This is a genomic window from Marinomonas lutimaris (assembly GCF_019426345.1).
Lineage (GTDB): Bacteria > Pseudomonadota > Gammaproteobacteria > Pseudomonadales > Marinomonadaceae > Marinomonas > Marinomonas lutimaris.
The window spans coordinates 626,319-644,625 of record NZ_JAHLLW010000001.1 but is presented as its reverse complement, the minus strand read 5'-3'; the positions used below and the strand labels follow the sequence as shown (position 1 = coordinate 644,625).

At 43.6% G+C, this 18,307-nt stretch carries 14 protein-coding genes; 7 read left to right on the top strand and 7 right to left on the bottom strand.

Annotated elements, in window-relative coordinates:
* Positions 1-10: 10 nt before the first annotated feature.
* Positions 11-1,471, bottom strand: a complete 1,461-nt coding sequence (locus KPL72_RS02870; RefSeq protein ID WP_219701781.1) for a benzaldehyde dehydrogenase — start codon at positions 1,469-1,471, stop codon at positions 11-13.
* Between the two features lie 312 nt (positions 1,472-1,783).
* Between KPL72_RS02870 and KPL72_RS02865 the strand changes: the two genes are divergently transcribed.
* A complete protein-coding gene (locus tag KPL72_RS02865) occupies positions 1,784-3,565 on the top strand; it encodes a sigma-54-dependent Fis family transcriptional regulator (protein WP_219701780.1) in 1,782 nt (593 codons plus the stop codon).
* Positions 3,566-3,633: 68 nt separating this feature from the next.
* Here KPL72_RS02865 and KPL72_RS02860 read toward each other — a convergent pair whose 3' ends face one another.
* The 6 genes from KPL72_RS02860 to KPL72_RS02835 form a co-directional block, all read right to left on the bottom strand.
* Positions 3,634-4,581, bottom strand: a complete 948-nt coding sequence (locus tag KPL72_RS02860) for a SphA family protein (RefSeq protein ID WP_249422056.1) — start codon at positions 4,579-4,581, stop codon at positions 3,634-3,636.
* Between the two features lie 59 nt (positions 4,582-4,640).
* Positions 4,641-5,408 (bottom strand): coniferyl-alcohol dehydrogenase, encoded by a 768-nt coding sequence (locus tag KPL72_RS02855; RefSeq protein ID WP_212917457.1) that lies wholly within the window; start codon positions 5,406-5,408, stop codon positions 4,641-4,643.
* A 335-nt stretch (positions 5,409-5,743) separates the two neighbouring features.
* A complete protein-coding gene (locus tag KPL72_RS02850) occupies positions 5,744-6,337 on the bottom strand; it encodes a Crp/Fnr family transcriptional regulator (protein ID WP_219701779.1) in 594 nt (197 codons plus the stop codon).
* Complete coding sequence (locus KPL72_RS02845; protein WP_219701778.1) at positions 6,312-7,286, bottom strand: DMT family transporter; 975 nt, start codon at positions 7,284-7,286, stop codon at positions 6,312-6,314. Before KPL72_RS02845 ends, KPL72_RS02850 begins: the two co-directional genes overlap by 26 nt.
* Positions 7,283-8,128, bottom strand: a complete 846-nt coding sequence (locus KPL72_RS02840; RefSeq protein ID WP_219701777.1) for an arylamine N-acetyltransferase family protein — start codon at positions 8,126-8,128, stop codon at positions 7,283-7,285. Before KPL72_RS02840 ends, KPL72_RS02845 begins: the two co-directional genes overlap by 4 nt.
* 168 nt (positions 8,129-8,296) lie before the next feature.
* Complete coding sequence (locus KPL72_RS02835; protein ID WP_212917453.1) at positions 8,297-9,571, bottom strand: ABC transporter substrate-binding protein; 1,275 nt, start codon at positions 9,569-9,571, stop codon at positions 8,297-8,299.
* Between the two features lie 188 nt (positions 9,572-9,759).
* On the opposite strand from KPL72_RS02835, the gene KPL72_RS02830 reads away from it, so the two are divergent.
* The 6 genes from KPL72_RS02830 to KPL72_RS02805 all read left to right on the top strand — a co-directional run bounded on the left by KPL72_RS02830 (position 9,760) and on the right by KPL72_RS02805 (position 17,887).
* Positions 9,760-12,291 carry a hypothetical protein gene (locus KPL72_RS02830; protein WP_219701776.1) on the top strand — a complete coding sequence of 844 codons (2,532 nt, stop codon included), beginning with the start codon at positions 9,760-9,762 and terminating at the stop codon, positions 12,289-12,291.
* Between the two features lie 81 nt (positions 12,292-12,372).
* On the top strand, positions 12,373-13,458 hold the full coding sequence (gene bglB / locus KPL72_RS02825; protein ID WP_219701775.1) for a beta-galactosidase BglB: 1,086 nt from the start codon (positions 12,373-12,375) through the stop codon (positions 13,456-13,458).
* Positions 13,459-13,737: 279 nt separating this feature from the next.
* A complete protein-coding gene (locus KPL72_RS02820) occupies positions 13,738-14,829 on the top strand; it encodes an ABC transporter ATP-binding protein (protein WP_212917450.1) in 1,092 nt (363 codons plus the stop codon).
* The gene (locus KPL72_RS02815) at positions 14,826-15,815 is read left to right on the top strand and encodes a carbohydrate ABC transporter permease (RefSeq protein WP_219701774.1); all 990 of its coding nucleotides are present in this window, start codon (positions 14,826-14,828) and stop codon (positions 15,813-15,815) included. The genes KPL72_RS02820 and KPL72_RS02815 overlap by 4 nt, the downstream gene beginning before the upstream one ends.
* A 2-nt stretch (positions 15,816-15,817) precedes the next feature.
* Complete coding sequence (locus KPL72_RS02810; RefSeq protein ID WP_219701773.1) at positions 15,818-16,861, top strand: carbohydrate ABC transporter permease; 1,044 nt, start codon at positions 15,818-15,820, stop codon at positions 16,859-16,861.
* Between the two features lie 3 nt (positions 16,862-16,864).
* Positions 16,865-17,887 carry a LacI family DNA-binding transcriptional regulator gene (locus tag KPL72_RS02805; RefSeq protein WP_219701772.1) on the top strand — a complete coding sequence of 341 codons (1,023 nt, stop codon included), beginning with the start codon at positions 16,865-16,867 and terminating at the stop codon, positions 17,885-17,887.
* Positions 17,888-18,307: the final 420 nt, after the last annotated feature.

Below are 18,307 nucleotides of genomic sequence, written 5' to 3'. Positions count from 1 at the left end.
CAAATAGGTATCAAAAAGGATAAGGCGTCGCCGTGTTTTTTACTGTCGTCCACTGCCAGTGCGTATAAAGATCCCAGCTCGCTGGTCCACACACAGCACTGCCATTACCAGAAGCACCGGCGCCACCAAATGGGTTAATACACTCATCATTCACCGTTTGATCATTGATATGCAACAAACCAACATGCAACTGAGATGCGATACGTTCTGCACGAGCATAATTATTCGAGATTACTGCTCCAGCCAAGCCATACTCAGTATCGTTCGCCATTGCCACGGCCTCTTCGTCTTTATCGAAGGTAACAATATTGACCACTGGCCCAAAAACTTCCTCATTAAAAGACCGCATACCGGGTTTGACATTACTCAAAACGGTTGGCATATAAAAAAGCTTGTCATAGGTTCCGCCCACTTCTAGCTTAGCGCCAGCAGCGATTGAGTCTTGAACAATGCTATGTACTTTTTCAAGTTGACGTTGATTAATCAATGGGCCTAACGCCACTTGTCCCGAAACAGGATCTCCCACAGGTAAATGCTTAGCTTTTTCAACCACTTTTGCCGTCAAAGCATCAGCAATACTTGCTTGAACTAAAATCCTTCCAGCAGCCATACAAATTTGACCTTGGTGAGAATAAGCACCCCACGCGATATTGCTCGCTGCGATGTCTAAATCGGCATCTTCGAGAATAATTAATGAGTTTTTACCACCCAGCTCAAGAGACACTTTTTTCAGGTTACGCCCACAAACTTCACCCACCTTGCGGCCCGCTGCCGTTGATCCGGTAAAGGCCACCATGCCAATTTCTGGTGCAGTACAAATCGCTTCACCCGCTTCCACAGCACCAGGAAAAACTTGGAATAGATTCTTTGGTAATCCTGCTGCTTCAAACGCTAGAGCAAGTATAAAAGCCCCTGTAACAGGTGTTTGTGGATCAGGTTTGGTCACAACAGCATTGCCTGTCGCTAACGCAGGTGCAATGGAACGAATAGATAGAATCATGGGGAAATTGAATGGAGAAATTACCCCAACGACACCAATAGGTTTACGTGTCGCGTAGGACATTCTCTCAGGAACAGAAGGCAAGGTAAGGCCTGTTGGCTCTAGGGTCATATTGGCCGCCAACTGCAATATAATAATGGCTTCTCTTATCTCATGCTCACCTTTAGGAATCGCACCACCTGTTTCTCGAGCCACGTACAAAGCCAGCTCATCAAAGTTATCTTGCATAAACATTGCGGCTTTATGAAAAATGGCGGATTTTTCTCTTGGAGGAATTTTTACCCATTCTTTTTGGGCTACTTTGGCTCTCTGACAAGCCAAGTAAACATCATCTGTTGTGGCCATCGCCACACTACTCAATACATTGCCTGTTGCTGGTTCCATGACCTCTTGCGTATTTGAGGCGGCAACCCAGTCACCAGTGAAAAACTTTCCTGACCATTTTTTAGATCCAAGTACTGATACCGTCATGTGTGCTCTCCTGTTTATTTTTATTAGATTTCCACTTTCGCAACTCACCTTGTAAATATTTAGAAAAGAAACTTAGTGGGTAAGAGGATAGAGCAATACCTGTGCCGAAATATTATTTCCATCTTTATTAACACCAAAATAAAACTCAACACATTGATAAATAATAAATTAATTAGAAATAACTAAAAATATTGCGTGATATAGGAGAATAAAAAACAGTCAATAGACTTGACGATATCATTAAATTCAATCAAAACTAAAAGAAATGCAGTTAACCATTTCATCAACTAGGTGGAAGAGGAAAAATAATAAATGACAAACTTGCAGCGTATCTCATTGGCCGATATGGCAAAAGGAAATACCAAAATCCTTCTCAAAGGCAGCTCTCGAGAACTAGATGGTCACAACTCACCAACCATAGATGATCTGACTGAATGTCTGTTTTTTTCTCCTGGCGATGGCCGTATATGGTTAGAAGACCAACGTATGCTGCTTATCCATAGCTCATCTTTTGGGTTACTCCGCCGAGAGCTCATTGATTCCCTAGGTCTCGATAAATCACGCGATATCATGACTCGCACAGGCTATTTTTCTGGTATGCGCGATGCTGAATTAATCCGTAATCGCTGGCCAGATTCTGATCCAGCATCCATTTTTGAAGCCGGCACACATCTCCATGGCCTTGAAGGCGCTGTAAAAGTAGAAACCATTCACTTTGAATTCGACACCGAAAAAGGCTTGTATGACGGTGAGTTTTTATGGCATCACAGCAGTGAAGACGAAGAGCACATTGCCGCATATGGTATTGGCAGCTCACCAGCCTGCTGGATGGAACTAGGCTACGCGATTGGCTATGTGTCTGGCTTAGTGGGCTCTTTGGTTATCTTCCGAGAAGTGGAATGCCAATCCATGGGGCATTCAGTCTGTCGTGTGATTGGCAAATCAGCCGAACTTTGGGGCGATATCCAAGACGACATTCGCTTTCTTAACGTCACGGCTAGTGAAACAGAAAATACAGTAAAACAAGACCCTCAGCTCAATCACATGGAACCAAGTCTTCCAGATGATCAACTTAGGATGATCGGCGTATCAGCAGCCTTTACCGCCGCCACCCATTCATTACAAAAAGTGGCTCCGACCAATGCAACCGTACTGTTTACCGGAGAATCTGGCGTTGGCAAAGAGCTTTTTGCCAGTATGCTGCATAAGTTCAGTCACCGAACAGGTCCATTTTTAGCCTTTAACTGTGCTGCTATTCCGGAAAATCTAATGGAATCTGAACTGTTTGGGGTCGAAAAAGGCGCATTTACGGGTGCAAACAATAGCCGCCCGGGGCGCTTTGAAAGAGCCAATGGTGGCACGCTTTTTCTTGATGAAATTGGTAATTTAAACCTAGCAGGGCAGAGTAAATTGCTGCGCGCTTTACAGGAAAGAGAGATAGAAAGAGTCGGTGGAATCTCTCCTATAAAAGTAGATGTGAGAGTCATCGCCGCAACCAATGTAGACTTGCGAAAAGCCGTTGAAAAGGGCGAATTTCGTGAAGACTTGTTTTTCCGATTGAACGTATTTCCTATTCATTTACCGCCACTAAGAGAGCGTAAAGCCGACATTCCGTTATTGATAAATTATTTCTATCATCACTTTTGCACACTGCATCACAGATCCCCTTCTGGCATGACACAAACCGCTCGCCGGGCCTTATTTAACTACGCATTTCCTGGCAATATTCGTGAGTTACAAAACCTCATGGAGCGTGGCGTTATCTCTTCAGAAGAAGGTGAACCTATTGATCTTCATCACCTTTTTAGAAATGAGCCCATTCCTGACGAAATTATTTATTCGGTAAATAACAAAGGTAATTTGAGTCACTCACAAGGCAAAATAGAACCTACCAATTCACTACTGGAACACATTTCTCAATTCGTTGGCGGAAACGATTCTATCGACATAGAAATGCTAGAACATAACCTTTTACAAGAAGCGGTAGACAACGCCCAAGGAAACTTATCTGAAGCCGCAAGACGAGTTGGCCTAAGTAGACCACAATTGGCTTATCGCCTAAAGAAAAGTAAGCAAAATAAAGGTCAAGAATAGCGTATAAAAAGCCCCGTGATGGGTCTCATCACGGGGAAAAGGTGATAAAAATAATCTATAGCTATCTATTAGAAATGGTGGTTAAACCTTAGGACAAATCGATTACCTTCGGAACGGTTTTCGGCATCTTGTTCAAAATACATATTGGCAAAAACAGAATTCTCTTTGCCTAGTTTATAAACAAGACCTGGCCCTACAGCCCAGACTTTTTCTCTGCGGCCTTCTACATCGTCACCATCTACCTTTGTATCCGTAATTTGATTCAACCAGTAGCCATTTACACCAACGCTTAGGTTATCCGTTAGCACATAGGCACTGGCAAAATTCGCATGAAGGGCTTGTCCTGCTTGACTGTCGTTTTTGGCATTAAGAGCTGTTGAGGGATCATCATTTTTACCATTCCATAAGTAGGAAAACCGGCCAGAAACCGTCCAACGAGGTGTCAGCCAATAAGTTACAGAATAGTAAGGATTAATATTAAACGCATTGCTACCCGGATTAATGGCATTTTCTGCATCATATTTTCCAGTCGGTAAAGTAACATCTAGCTCAATTCGTTGTACGTAACGCGGGCCACTTTCTCCCATCACAGGATCAAACTGCAAAAAAGCCCCTAAGATAATATCGCCAACACCAGTTTGCGCACTTATTTGCGCATTATTTAAACCGTCATCCACGTCTTGATCCGCGATCCAAGGAACAATAAAGGTATAACCCAATCTGGTATTTTCAGTAAAATGCTCCTCTGGCTCGTAAATAATCTGAGTCAAAGGAATAAACAAATCCACATCTTGTTTTGGCAAAGGAAGCGCATCACCATTACTGCCATTTAGCTTATCAGATGTAAGATATTGTAAATACTCAATTACATACCAGCCTGGACCTTGCGGGCCAGGAGCGCCATCATAAAAACTGGTCCCTCCTAGGTTAACACCTGGTAGATCATACGCCATCGCAGTCATTGGCAGCGTTAGCAGCATACACGCATAAGTTCGCTTTAATTTTAATATTGTCATTGTGAAAATACCTTTTTATTGTTGTTTTATATTTTTAAGACATTGATTTTATTGGATATTTACAAATAGGTAGATGCCAAGCCTCCATCGACTGGAATATTGACACCGCAAACCCAACGAGAAGCATCTGAACAAAGAAACGCAATCACCTCAGCAACTTCATCTGAATAAGCAGGACGAACCATTCTTACAGCGTCTTTTTGAACTCGCTCTTCGCCCAACATAGAAACAAAGTCGCCTAAAATCGGCGTAAAGACAGGACCTGGAGCGACACAGTTCATGCGCACACCGTGGTCACGGAACCAAGTGAAAGCTTGCTGGGTTGACCAAACAATGAGGGCTTCTTTGAAATACTGATAACAGGTTTCTTGAGGGACAGGATTTTTCTTTAACCAAGCTACACCTTCTTCAAAATACGAAGTGTCAGCCAGTGCTTTATGTTTTTCTAAACGCTCTGGCCACTCAATACCCAAAACAGAAGCGACATTTACAATACTAGCGCCTTTACTAAATCGAGGAATAAGTGCTTCTGTTAAATGGCGTAAGCCCAAGTAATTTACACGCCCTACCAACTCAGCGTCAGCGGTGCCTGGCACACCTGCAATGTTGCATAGACCATCTATTTTCTCAGGCAATTTATCTAAGGCAGCATCAATAGCCGTGGGATTACCAAGATCAATTTGAACAAAACCATCCAGTGTCATACTTGGTTCATGGCGATCAATGCCAATAACCTTAGCTCCATGAAAGCGTGCAAGACGCGCAACGTCCGCACCGATACCAGACGATACGCCGGTAATTACAATTGTTTTATTCGCTAACATCATAGTGTTTCTCCTTATTTTTGTTATGAAACGGTAAGAAGCTACTAAGCGAACACCACGTCTATTTGACCGAGAGGGGAGCCCAGTCAAATAGGTAAGGTGAACTACAAAGGTTATTTTCTCACTACGAGGAGGATTGCATGGAGCATGCCCAAATTTAAAAAGGCATCAAAATAAAATACTAAAAACAACTCAAGACATTGATATATAAATTATTTTTATATTTTAAAAAAACAAATTGCGGAATAAAACCATACACAAACACGCATATTAACTTTACCAAATGATGAAATAACTAAGTAAACACTAGGGAGAAATTGATTATTTCAAGAAAAAAATCAAACATGATTTAACTTCAGCCTTTGCCGAATTCGGCTCAAAGCCACTGGAGTAATACCGATATAAGACGCAATCTGCTGCTGTGGAATAGTGTTTTTTAACTCGGGGTAGGAGGCACAAAAATCAAGATAACGACGCTCTGCGGAATGTTTTACAAAGGCATTTTCACGCTCTTCTTTGGTAATAAAAATACGCTCTAGAAACTTGGCGTAGCATTCTAAAAAGCCAATATCCTGACGCATCTGCTCGTAGAACACTTGCCAAGGATAAGAAGACACCATGCAATCCTCCAAGGCCTGAATGCCGAATAACACATGGTCTCCTGTCACCATTGCCTTAGTCGAACCAATGATTCTCGGGCTCTTCGCAAAGGTTTGCGTGAACTCTTTTCCTTCATCGGAAACACTCACATAACGCACTAAACCAGAATGCAAAAAATACAAACGATTTGCCATATCACCTTGCTGAAACAAGTAATCGTCCTTTCTAATAACATGCACATCCATTGGCACCGTCAATCGTTGCCAATCAATCTCGTAGCCCCATTCGTTAAAATACGCTTCGAAGCTATTTTGCAGTTGAATTCGATCCATCAGCGATTTTCACCTTGCTCAAATTACCGTCGATAAGAAACAGTGCAACGCCTAAAAATACAATGCCAGAAGCAAAAGGCCAGTCCATCAAGCTTAATAAACGCGACTGAGACAACGCCGTAAACAAAGCCACCCAAACGGGTATTGTATAAGATATCGCAAGCAGCCGACTCGCCCCAACCGTCATCACCAAACGCTGCTGCAACACAAAGGTAAATAAAGTTGTAAACACTGTTAGATACAAGACATTTACCCAGAAACCTTGCGACAACCATTGCACCTGATCAAACTCTCCCCAAATCAACGCAATAGGCAGCAGCCAAAGCGTTCCAAACAGCATAATCATAAACGCACCAGACAACGCGCCTAACGAACGCCCCCACTTTTGTACCGACACCACATGCAACGCCAATAAAAAACACGCCCCAACAAAAATATAATCACCGGAATGCCACTGAAATCCGTCGTTTCCCTGAATAGGAAAGCCTTGTGTAGAAGAGCCTTGTGTAGAAAATAACACTGTCATCGCGCCGATTGAGCCAAGAACAAAACCAATTACTCGCCACAAAGGCGCGACTTCTTTGAGCCAAATTCTCGTTATCATCACACCAATTAAGGGAACCAAGGTGTATAAAACAGAGGTATTCAACGGCGTAGTGGACTGTAACGCAACAAATAAACCAATAAAAAATCCCACCAGCGCACCACTTATCACCACATAATGAAAAAGCCGCTGACGAGATGCGAACAACGCCTTAAACTGCTCGATTTTATTTAACTTAGCTCGATGCCAACTGAATAATAGCGCAGGCAACATAATCAACATCGCCAATAAAAAACGAAACGCCGACGTTGCAATCGGACTGGCATATTCCACCATATGACCCGACACAATAAAGGAAGACGCCATCAGCCAAGCCCACAGCAACAAGGTAAAAAACGAGCTCATGACATCGTCTCAACTTTATCAACAGCCAACATAGGCGCCAGAAAACGAATAAAAAGATGCTCGACCACCGCAGGCTCAAGGGCAATATCGAACTCAGATGCCAAAATGCTTCCAAGGGATTGTGGAGTATCGATAGAAAGCTTGTGCTCGCCTTGGCAATCTCTAATAGTCAGCTCCGCATTAACCAAAACGACTGTTTGATTTTTCCTCTTCAAAGTCACCATTAGGTTTTTTAAAAACACCGCATTTGGATTCTTATAAGAATAAAAATGCCCAAGCGCACAATCTGCATCACTGTAAATCGCATGATCAAAACGATAAAGCGTAAAGTATTCCTCGCCCTTCATTACTTGAATATCGTACTCGCCATTACCTTTATCAAGCACTCGATAGAGGTCTAAGCCAGCCGTTTGTGACGTATTAATATCTAACCGCAATGGTGCAATCGGCCCATTGCCACCAAAGCCGGTGTCAACCAAATAGCTCACACCTTCTAGGGTTAACAAAGTTACTCTATGGGTTCTGCCCGCTTCTCGCTCAAAATTATTATTCAGCACTCGTGCTAACTTAAGTTGTACGTCATAACCCAAGGCTTTTAAAAGCTCAAAGGTCAGCTTGTTGTGTTCAAAACAATACCCACCTAAACCACGCGTCACTATTTTCTGACTGATCGCATCAAGATCCAAAGAAATCTCTTCGCCCAACACCACCGCCAAACTATTAAAGCTGTAACGAGCCACATGGGCCGATTGCAATGCTCTAACAAACTTAATACTTGGCTGCTCTGGCGCAACCAAGCCAAGATCAGATATATAATTTTGTAGACTGGATGACAACGACATACTGCGCTCCCTTTAATCATCAATAGAGATAGAATACAGCCAAGACTACAGCAACAGATAAGAGAAGGAATTAACCTAGGTTAATTCCTATAAAATGCGCAAAAAAAAGCAGCGCTTTCACGCTGCCAAAAGTTTGACGCTTCCCACACAAAAAATGAAGACCAAAAGTTATTGTTTACGCAGCTCCGCATTACCTTTTGCTATATCTGACGCCATGCGCTCATATGTCTCTTCTAACGTTAGTTCGCCTACGATGAGCTGACTCATTCGCTGTACAGCAGAGTCATAAACTATATTGGCGCCTTTTGCCTTCTGAAGACGACGAATGCTTTCTGTTACATTACTCGCGTTATTAGCAAATACTGTCATGGCCGATTTAGCATTTTCATCCTCAAGCTGATAATTCAGATTTTGAACATTCGCACCTGGGATAATAATAAATTCCTCCGCAAGCTCTCTTTGCACAGGCTCGGATCCTAAGTATTCAATTAACTCGGCCACCGCTTCAGGGTGTTTGGTGTGCTTAAATGCCGCCATATAAGTAGCGCCAGGCATAGGAATACAACCACCGTCGCCACAAGGCGCGTCCAAGGCGGTCCATTCGAATGCATCGCCTATTTTTTCTTTAAAGGGATTAACCATCCAATTACCCGCAAAATAGGTCACTACGTTGGCATTAATAAATTCATCACCCATGTTTTTATAACGAGTTCCGCCTGCGGCACCCCACATTTCTTTAGGAAAAGCACCGGTTTTTGTCCAGTTATAAAGATCTTTTATATAGGCTTTGGTTGGTGCATCGGGAAAGTTAAAGGTGCCATCGTCATTAACAAAATTGGCGCCATAGGAGTACGCGGGGCCACTGAAACGATGACCAGAGCGGTCCATTGTAAAAGGAATATCAACACCGGTTTTATCCGCGACTTTAACCGAAGCGGCAACCACATCAGCAAGTGTCGCGCCTTTTTTCGGCAATGGAACACCGGCTTGCTCGAACAAGGTAACGTTCACAAAAGGCTGGTTAAGGGTTTGCGACGCAACATAGCCACCAATCTTATCTGGGGCACTTTTTTCATCGCGTAATAAGCTTAACGTATTACCATGAAGCTTAGTGAAACCCTCCGGATCTTTCATATAAGGACGTAAGTCCAAAGTGAATGCAATTAGAGAGTTATCGGCAATTTTCGCCAGATCAGGACCTTCCCCCACAGACAATTGCAAAGGCAGTTGCTCTTTGGATTGAGCATAGCTAGTCGTCACAAAATCTACTGAAATATCAGGATGTGTTTCTTCAAACTGATCAACCAACTCTCCCATTTTTTTCACATAGTTAGGGTCGTCATCGGTAAACCAAAAAGTGAGTTTTTGTGTTGCCGCTTGTGCCTGTACAGCAAATAGCGATGCGACAGCAAGGGTACTTAGAACAAGATTCAAACGAGCCATTTACTTCACCTCATTTTCTTTTTATTTGATTAAGGTCATGAAAATATTTTCATTAAATTTATTCGATATCCACTATTGATAGCGGTTAGATTATAGACATATACTGATAAAAATTGCCAAATATATTTAAAACATCATTTTAAATATAACAATAATGAAAAAAATTTCACTAAGATAAGAGACCCATAATGAATAAAAATAAAATCTATTGGGACCTTGCTACTAACAGCGCAATCAATCGCTGGGCTATGTCTCCTGCAGAAGAAACTTATTTTCCAGGCGAAGCCAGAACCATGCCTGACGCCGTAGACTATCGCTTTATTAACGGCTGGGTAGATACAGGGGATCTACCCTGTAGAGAAAGTTTGAGAGAGCATATTGCTCAGCGGACCGTATCCCTTCCTAACGACCTTTCTTTCCCTGAAATCTATTTTGGCGGTGAAGATAATCGAGTGGATTTTTCCACTTTTCGTTTTCGCCCAACTCTAATCAAACGCTGGCTGACTTGCTCTTTATACTCAGAACAAGCTCAAGAAGTTACCTTCTCTTTAGAAACTTGCGGTGGCGTTCATATTTGGCAAGATGGCGAAAAAGTGATTCAGCTTGACCATTATCAACGCAATAGCCCAACAAACCAATCCTTCACTTTAAACCTTCCGCAAGGCAGCTGTGAGCTTATTGTCTTTTTAGAAGAATTACACGAGCGTGACGCCAGCTGTTATTTTGTTTTGACGCTGAAAAAAGGTCATCAAATAAAAACAGGATTATCACTAGAAGTCGATGAAGACGAAGTAAAAGAAATCGAAAAGACCCTAGAAGGCTTGCGCACCAACCAAGTTTTTTACTGTGATGAAGATTTATTGATCGAAGCCGATTACAAACCTTTGCAGGCGACTAAAGTGTTGCTGGATACAGGTAGTCATCCGCGCGAAACCGTCACAATGAATGTGCTACTTGACGGTATGAAGATGCAAGAAGAGGTCAGCTTTGTTGTTGATCAGCAATTCTCCTCAACAACGCTTTTCAATACCAAAGGCTTAAACGCAGGCTGTATTTCACTACGTTTTCTCGTCAAAACTGGCCCACTTATTTTCAGCCGTAGTCTTGGCACGACTATTTTACCGCCAGCGATCGATGTAACAGCGACAGACCTGGCTACTCGCAAAGCACTCGCCTTAGAAACCATGCTCAGCCAAGGCAAAGAAGAACCCGCCAGAGCGTTAGCTACTCTCGCTCTAAAGCAACAGCCTGAATTAGCCAGCCGCCTTATTGAACGTGCTCTACTGCCTATTAAAGAGCGCCATGATTGCGCGGATTTCTGGATATTGCCTCTTCTTTGGATGTACAAAAGTTATGCTTACTCTCAACTTGAACCGGCACTTTGGGATCAAGTCAAACACGAAGTACTAAACTTCCGTTACTGGTTAGATGAACCGGGCAATGATGTTATGTGGTTCTGGAGCGAAAACCATGTTTTATGCTTCCACGTTGCGCAGTACCTTGCCGGCAGTTTATTCGAAGATGAGATATTCCCGAACAGTGGCAAAACAGGCAAACAACATAAAGCGCAAGCCCATGCTCGTTTAATTCGTTGGTTTGACTCAATGGATGATCACGGCTTAGCAGAGTGGAACTCAGCGGCTTATTACCCCATAGATTTTCTTGGCTTATTTACTCTAATGACCAATGCCGAAGACGACATTTTGGTTTCTAGAGCTAAGCAGCTGATTGACCAAATTTTTATTATGGTCGCGCTACACACCACTGGCAGCGTATGCGCCGGCTCTCAAGGCCGAATTTATGAAAAAGAGTTATTAGCAGGACCTGCAACCGAACTTGGTTCTATCGCGGCTATTGCCTTTGGCGGCCAATGGTATCCAGGCTATGACCGTGTTACTGCATTATTAGCCGTGAGCGATTATCAACCTCCTCAACTATGCCAGCGTTTACTAAGTGTGCCTGCTGGAGAATCCATCTACTCAAGATACACACAAGGATTAGATCACAACGCGAAAATCACCTTATGGAAATCAGCTTCATTACAGCTGTCCACGGTATCCGATTATAAAACTGGACAAAAAGGCCACCAGCAACACTTTTTAGATGTGCAAACCAATGCTCATCCTTTGGCGCGTTTTTGGATAAACCACCCTGGTGATCTTAAAGTATGGGGTGGAAGCCGACCTTCCTATTGGGCGGGCAACGGTGTTCATCCAAAAGTCGCGCAATACAAAAACATTGGTTTGATGATTTTTGACCAAAGAGCCTTCGCTGATGTCATTAACTTTACCCATGCCTTTGTACCAGCACCGATCTGCGACGAATTTATCGCAGAATCCCATTGGTTATTTGCTCGCACAGGCTCTGCACTAGTCGGTATCTACTCCTCGCAAGCCCTACAGCCACTAAAACATGGTCTATATGCAGGCTACGAATGGCGCGCCTATAGCAAGCATTCTGCATGGTTAGTGATTACAGGCGAAGTAGATGAGCACAAAAGTTTGGCCAGTTTCCGTGAATATTGTGTGGCGCATGCTCCTGACTTCCAAGCCGAAGACAACCAAATCAATCTAACCTATGACAATGGTACATTGGCTTTACATTACCACACAGGAATTCACCTAAAAGGCGAACCAATTCCGTTTGCACCATTGCTACCTATACCACACATAACGTTTGGCGATACAAAGCTTATTCCTTGGCAAAACGTACATCCATGAACCACCTAGCAATGTATCGGGTGGTTATTTATTAAGACGCTATTTGTCACGTTAGACAGACTAAGTATTTGGAGAACAAACATGCAAACACACATGAGCACGCACAATTTAAATGATGCCTTAACCTCGTTGTCGCAGGGGTTTCGTTCGCTTAAAGGCATTGGCAATGTCGAAGCAGAATTCAGTGACGAGATTCTGTTTGATGAATGGGATTGGGAAGTAGGTGTCGGTTTATACGGTGATTTTCGTGATGCAAAAGAACGCAACGACCAAGCTGCACTAGAACGCATTGGCCGCTGGTACGATTGGCAGATCCAACGCGGTTTACCTCGTCGTCAGGTTAACTCCACTGCACCTATGCTGACACTGGCATTATTAGCAGAACATTTTCAGCGTGACGATTGGAAAAACATTGTCGAAGAATGGGCAGACTGGATACACACTAAAATGCCCAAAACCGATGAAGAAGGTTATCAGCATCTCGTCAAAGAACGCGATAACGATGGCGAGCTTTGGGATGACACCCTATTTATGGCGGCATTATTTATGGGCGCAGCAGGCAAACTTTGCCAACGTCCAGAATGGACACAAGAAGCGCAATACCAATATTTGTGTCATATCCGCTTTCTTGGCGATACCCACAGTGGCTTGTTTTACCACGGCTGGACCTTCCATGGTCGCCACAACTTCGCCAACGCACTTTGGGCACGCGGTAATGCTTGGCTAACACTGTCTATTCCGGAGCTGTTTCGCATCCTTGAACCTCAAAGCGTCACCGCTCGACAGCTCAAAAATGTGTATTTAACACAAGTCAGAGCACTCAAAAAATGTCAACGTGAAGACGGCATGTTCCATACCTTACTCGACGATCCAAGCTCACCGATTGAAGCCTCAGCGACTGCAGCAATTGGTTATGGTTTACTGGCAGGTTGCCGTGAAGGATTATTAGACATCACCGAATACCAAGAAATGATTAATTTGTGTCTGAACGCAGTACTCACTAGGATCAATGAAAAAGGTATTTTAGAAGAAGTATCAGACGGCACCGCCATGGGACACTCATTAGATTTTTATAAGCAAATTGGCAACATACCAACACCTTACGGCCAAGCACTAGCGTCACTTTTTCTGTCAGAGTATCGGAGTTTTACTAACAAAACACGCTAACACTCGCATTAATAAATACTCTAATAGAGGCCTTTTCACGACGTCNTGTCAGAGTATCGGAGTTTTACTAACAAAACACGCTAACACTCGCATTAATAAATACTCTAATAGAGGCCTTTTCACGACGTCACGAGCGAAGCCAAGACGAGGCAAAAATAGACGAAAAAGCGGAGTTTATGAATTATAAATGAGCATTTTGAATCTATTTTTAACAAAGTATTGGCAAGCGTAGTAGTCGTGAAAGACCTCTAATAATAAATATAAAAACAGGAGCACTACATGGCTGCCATTCAGCTAAAAAACCTTCACAAACGCTATGAATCCATTGATGTCATGCATCAGGTTAACATCGACATCGAAGATGGAGAGTTTGTCGCTTTGGTCGGACCGTCAGGTTGTGGTAAGTCGACGTTATTGCGCTTAATTTCTGGATTAGAAGACATTACCTCAGGGGAAATTCTGTTTGATGGCAAAGTCGTTAATAGACTTTCACCTGCCGAACGAGAAATCGCCATGGTATTCCAATCCTATGCGCTTTACCCACATATGACGGTAAAGAAAAACCTGTCGTTTGGTCTCGAAAATCTCAATATGGACCGAGCCATTATTGAAGAACGTATCCAGAAAGCCGCAAAACTACTCGACCTTCTGCCTTATATGGACCGCAAACCTAGAGCGCTTTCCGGTGGACAGCGTCAACGTGTCGCCATTGGTCGAGCCATTGTCCGTAACCCTAAAGTATTTTTGTTTGACGAGCCTCTGTCTAATCTGGATGCAAAATTACGTGTACAAACTCGAGGCGAGATCACCAAGCTCCATAAAAAACTCAACACCACCATGATTTACGTAACCCACGATCAGGTCGAAGCCATGACCATGGCTGAAAAAATCGTCGTGGTAAATGCGGGAAGAATTGAACAAGTCGGTAAACCTCTCGACCTTTTCGAACGTCCTGCCAATCGTTTTGTAGCCGAATTTATCGGCTCTCCAAAAATGAATATATTTCAAGCCGGCATCACCAAGGTATCTGACAATGGCATAGAGGTGACCTCAAAATCCATCGGCGAATTCAGTATTCCAGTCATCTCAAAGACAGCTAAAATAGGCGATAGTGTCACCCTTGGTGTTCGACCATCACACATAGAAATCGCTGAGTCGGGCATTCCATTAGAAATCACCCAGCTTGAATGTATGGGACACGAAACCTTCATTTACGGCTCTATTCAGGGCGAAAAAGAAGATTTAGTTGCTCACCTTCCTCATCATTTTGACGCCGAAATTGGCGATACTATTTTCTTACGTTTTACCTCGCAATTTATGCACGTCTTCTGCGATAAAACAGATCAAGCCTTTAAGAGGATAGAAGTATGAAAAACCTGTCCGCTTTCCTTTTCTCGATTCTCGATAAATTCATGCGACTGGTTGAATTGCCGACCGTCTATGTGCAAAAAAAGATAGGCGTGCAACGCATGGGTTACCTGTTTGTCGCGCCGAATATGGTGCTTTTCTCCTTGTTCGTGTTTTTGCCAGTCGGTTTAGCCATCGCTTATGCTTTTACTGGCGGCACCAACATGTTGATCTGGGATCGCCCCTTTATTGGCTTAGAAAACTTCTCACGCCTACTTAACTGCGGCAGTTATATGGACCCTGCCAGCTGTGAATTCGATCTTTTTTGGACCGCTGTTCACAACACTTGGTGGTACACCTTACTTAACGCCACTGGCACCTTGGTCATGGCACTCATCACCGCAGTCGTGCTAAATCGTTTAAGCAAAGGTAAGGCGCTATTTCGTTCCATTTTCTTTTATCCTGTGCTGCTTTCTCCTGTAGTTGTTGGGCTTATTTGGAAATGGTTTTTAGCTCGTGATGGCTTGCTTAATGCTCTTGTATTGGATCTTGGTGGCGAGCGCACAATCTTCCTATTGGAAGTCTGGTGGTCACGTTTTTGGGTTGTCTATGTGTCTATTTGGTTTCATATGGGCTTCTTTACCCTGATCATTTTGGCAGGTTTACAAGCCATTCCAAGAGACATTTATGAAGCGGCAAAAGTCGATGGCACCAGCGAATGGCGACAATTTTGGCGAATCACTCTCCCCCTTTTGACACCCAATTTATTAGTGGTTGCTGTGCTCCTATTGATTCGTTCAGTTCAAGTGTTCGACGAAGCTTGGGTACTGACCGATGGTGGTGGGCCAGGAACCGCTAACACCTTTATCGTGCAATTTATCTATCAAACCGCCTTCAGCTCAGAAATTAGACTCTATGGTCTGGCGTCTGCGGCATCGGTATTAATGGGCTTGGCCCTGCTCGCGCTGACCTTGATACAAGTCTGGCTAGCGAAAAAAGCGGAGTACTAATTATGCTTAAGTTTTTAACCCGTACTCGTCGTCCTGGTAAAATGGACATCACCGACATTTTATCTTGGCTTTGGCTAACACTAGGCACAGCCGTAATTGCTATTCCAATTGCTTGGGCTATGTTGTCGTCACTCAAAACTCAGGCCGAAGTAAACAGCTTCCCACCGAGTTTAATTCCACAGTCTACTGTCAGCACTCAGGTAGAAGGCTATGACAAAGACCTTTCAGTTTGGGAGTGGACGCAAGCTAGTGGCGAAACCAAAAAAGTCGCCTTGGTGCGTCGAATTGGCATCAAAGCCACAGTGTTGGATATGGAAAAACCAGAAAAAACTTTTCAGGTACCTATTTCAGAAATCACTCAGCTCAAAGATGTGCATTTCCAGTGGAGTAACTACACAGATCCTTTAGAGCGTTTTGATTTTTTTACTTACATCAAAAATACAGTGTTCGTCACTGTAGTGGCGACAATATTGACGCTACTGCTCAACTCAATGGCAGCCTTTGCTTTATCTAAGTATAAATTCCGCGGCAAAAACGCGATCTTCATGTTGATTTTGTCCACCTTAATGCTTCCCCTTTCTGTCATAATGGTACCCGCTTTTATCGTTATTGTTGGCTTAAATCTCGCGGACAATTTATGGGGGGTGATTTTTGCCACGGTCGCCACACCAACCGGTGTGTTTATGCTACGGCAATATATGCTCACCATTCCAGATGATTTAATCGAAGCCGCACGAGTCGATGCGGCCTCAGAATTTCGGATTTACTGGCGCATTGTGTTACCGCTTTGTGCGCCGGCTCTGGCGGTATTGGCTATATTCTCGGTAATATGGCGATGGAATGATTTCCTCTGGCCATTGATCGTGTTATCAAGTCCAGAGAACTACACGCTACAAATTGGTTTAAATGCTTTCCAAGGGCAATTCTCGGTAGAGTGGCACTATATTCTCGCGATGACCGTTATTGCACTGTTACCAGTGACAATCGTCTTTCTTGTTTTACAAAAATACATTACTGAGGGCGTAGCAGGCAGTGGAGTCAAATAAGCTATGAGTTTAAAGAAAATCTCAGAACAAAGCGGTGTCGCCATCAGTACAGTAAGTCATGTACTCAATGGCACCGCCAAGATATCTGACGACGTTCGCCAACGAGTGTTACAAATCGCCAAAGACATTGGCTATTTGGATTCTCGTATCAAGCGCGCACAGACAGCAACATTGCGGAAAATCGCCCTATTTGTTGATTCTGAACGCTTGAGACAAACCGACGTCAATTTCGTCTCATGGACAATACTCGAAACACTACGCAAGGAATGCGAGCAAAAAGGGGTCGAAATCGAACCCGTTTTGATCGACGAAATTCAAGGCGATTACAACAAGATATCGGAACGTATGACGAAGACCAAATGCGACGGCATTTTGGTGTACTTCGACGAAAACCAAAAACTCCTGAACGAAGTAATCAATACCGCTTTGCCCTGTATTTTGCTCGCTGGACAAGAACCCGGTATGCACATTGGGTCGGTTGGTATTGGAGACAGGAACGGTGCTCGCCTGGGAGTTGAACACTTAATTGAGCTAGGTCACAGGAACATTGGTATTGTCTCTTGGCCGGGGCGTTATACCATCAGGCAGCGTTTAGATGGTTTTAAAGAAGCCATTAATGAACACCTAGAATTAGGCATAACGACTACCAGCATTCAGCTGGACAGCTTCCAACCCGACATTGCTGAGAAAGGCATGAGTGAATGGTTGGAACAGAACCCAGACCTAAACCAGGTAACCGCCTTCTTTTGTCTTGCCGACAACGTCGCCATCGGTGTTCTTAATGCCTTACAAAAGAAAGGTATTCAAGTGCCGAAGGATGTTTCTATTCTCGGCTTTGATGACGTGTTTGCCGGCCAAATGATGCAACCTGCGCTATCAACCGTTCATACGCCGCTGCATCACATCGCCCGTTGCGCCTTGGAAGAACTCGAACTTCTTACCCGTCGCACAAGCAAAAATGCACCTGCACGAAGAGTAGAACTCGGCTGTCGTCTTATTGAAAGGCAATCTTGTAAAGCGGTGTAGTAAATACGCTATAAGACCCATAGCGTCTTACTCAGTGACATAAGTATTGAAGTGGCTTTTTTGTAGTTAAGCCTCGTTAGGCACTCTTGAAATTGCCCAAAGTTATCATCTCCTAAGGCTGCTCGTAATGAGTCACTGTGCTCTTCAATGTCGCCCAAGGCTTCAAACCTTGATTGTCTAATAAGATTAAGATGCGCGTTACCAGACACACTTCTCAATTTATGAACTTGCGCTGCCGGCTGAAGGCGTGACACTACAGATTCAGCACGATCAATACTTTCCTCTGGTGTTAAAGCCAGATTGGCGTATGCAAAAAGAGTGCTTTATCACCAAACAATATGTATTGCGCTTTATCAGGGTTCAACCCAGCAATCACAGGCCACTGGTCTTACTTAGTCTCTGCTCTAACATTTGGCTCTG

Coding starts and splice junctions, on each gene's coding strand:
- KPL72_RS02870 (WP_219701781.1), bottom strand. CDS start 1,471: ATGACGGTATCAGTACTTGGATCTAAAAAATGGTCAGGAAAGTTTTTC.
- KPL72_RS02865 (WP_219701780.1), top strand. CDS start 1,784: ATGACAAACTTGCAGCGTATCTCATTGGCCGATATGGCAAAAGGAAAT.
- KPL72_RS02860 (WP_249422056.1), bottom strand. CDS start 4,581: ATGACAATATTAAAATTAAAGCGAACTTATGCGTGTATGCTGCTAACG.
- KPL72_RS02855 (WP_212917457.1), bottom strand. CDS start 5,408: ATGATGTTAGCGAATAAAACAATTGTAATTACCGGCGTATCGTCTGGT.
- KPL72_RS02850 (WP_219701779.1), bottom strand. CDS start 6,337: ATGGATCGAATTCAACTGCAAAATAGCTTCGAAGCGTATTTTAACGAA.
- KPL72_RS02845 (WP_219701778.1), bottom strand. CDS start 7,286: ATGAGCTCGTTTTTTACCTTGTTGCTGTGGGCTTGGCTGATGGCGTCT.
- KPL72_RS02840 (WP_219701777.1), bottom strand. CDS start 8,128: ATGTCGTTGTCATCCAGTCTACAAAATTATATATCTGATCTTGGCTTG.
- KPL72_RS02835 (WP_212917453.1), bottom strand. CDS start 9,571: ATGGCTCGTTTGAATCTTGTTCTAAGTACCCTTGCTGTCGCATCGCTA.
- KPL72_RS02830 (WP_219701776.1), top strand. CDS start 9,760: ATGAATAAAAATAAAATCTATTGGGACCTTGCTACTAACAGCGCAATC.
- bglB (WP_219701775.1), top strand. CDS start 12,373: ATGCAAACACACATGAGCACGCACAATTTAAATGATGCCTTAACCTCG.
- KPL72_RS02820 (WP_212917450.1), top strand. CDS start 13,738: ATGGCTGCCATTCAGCTAAAAAACCTTCACAAACGCTATGAATCCATT.
- KPL72_RS02815 (WP_219701774.1), top strand. CDS start 14,826: ATGAAAAACCTGTCCGCTTTCCTTTTCTCGATTCTCGATAAATTCATG.
- KPL72_RS02810 (WP_219701773.1), top strand. CDS start 15,818: ATGCTTAAGTTTTTAACCCGTACTCGTCGTCCTGGTAAAATGGACATC.
- KPL72_RS02805 (WP_219701772.1), top strand. CDS start 16,865: ATGAGTTTAAAGAAAATCTCAGAACAAAGCGGTGTCGCCATCAGTACA.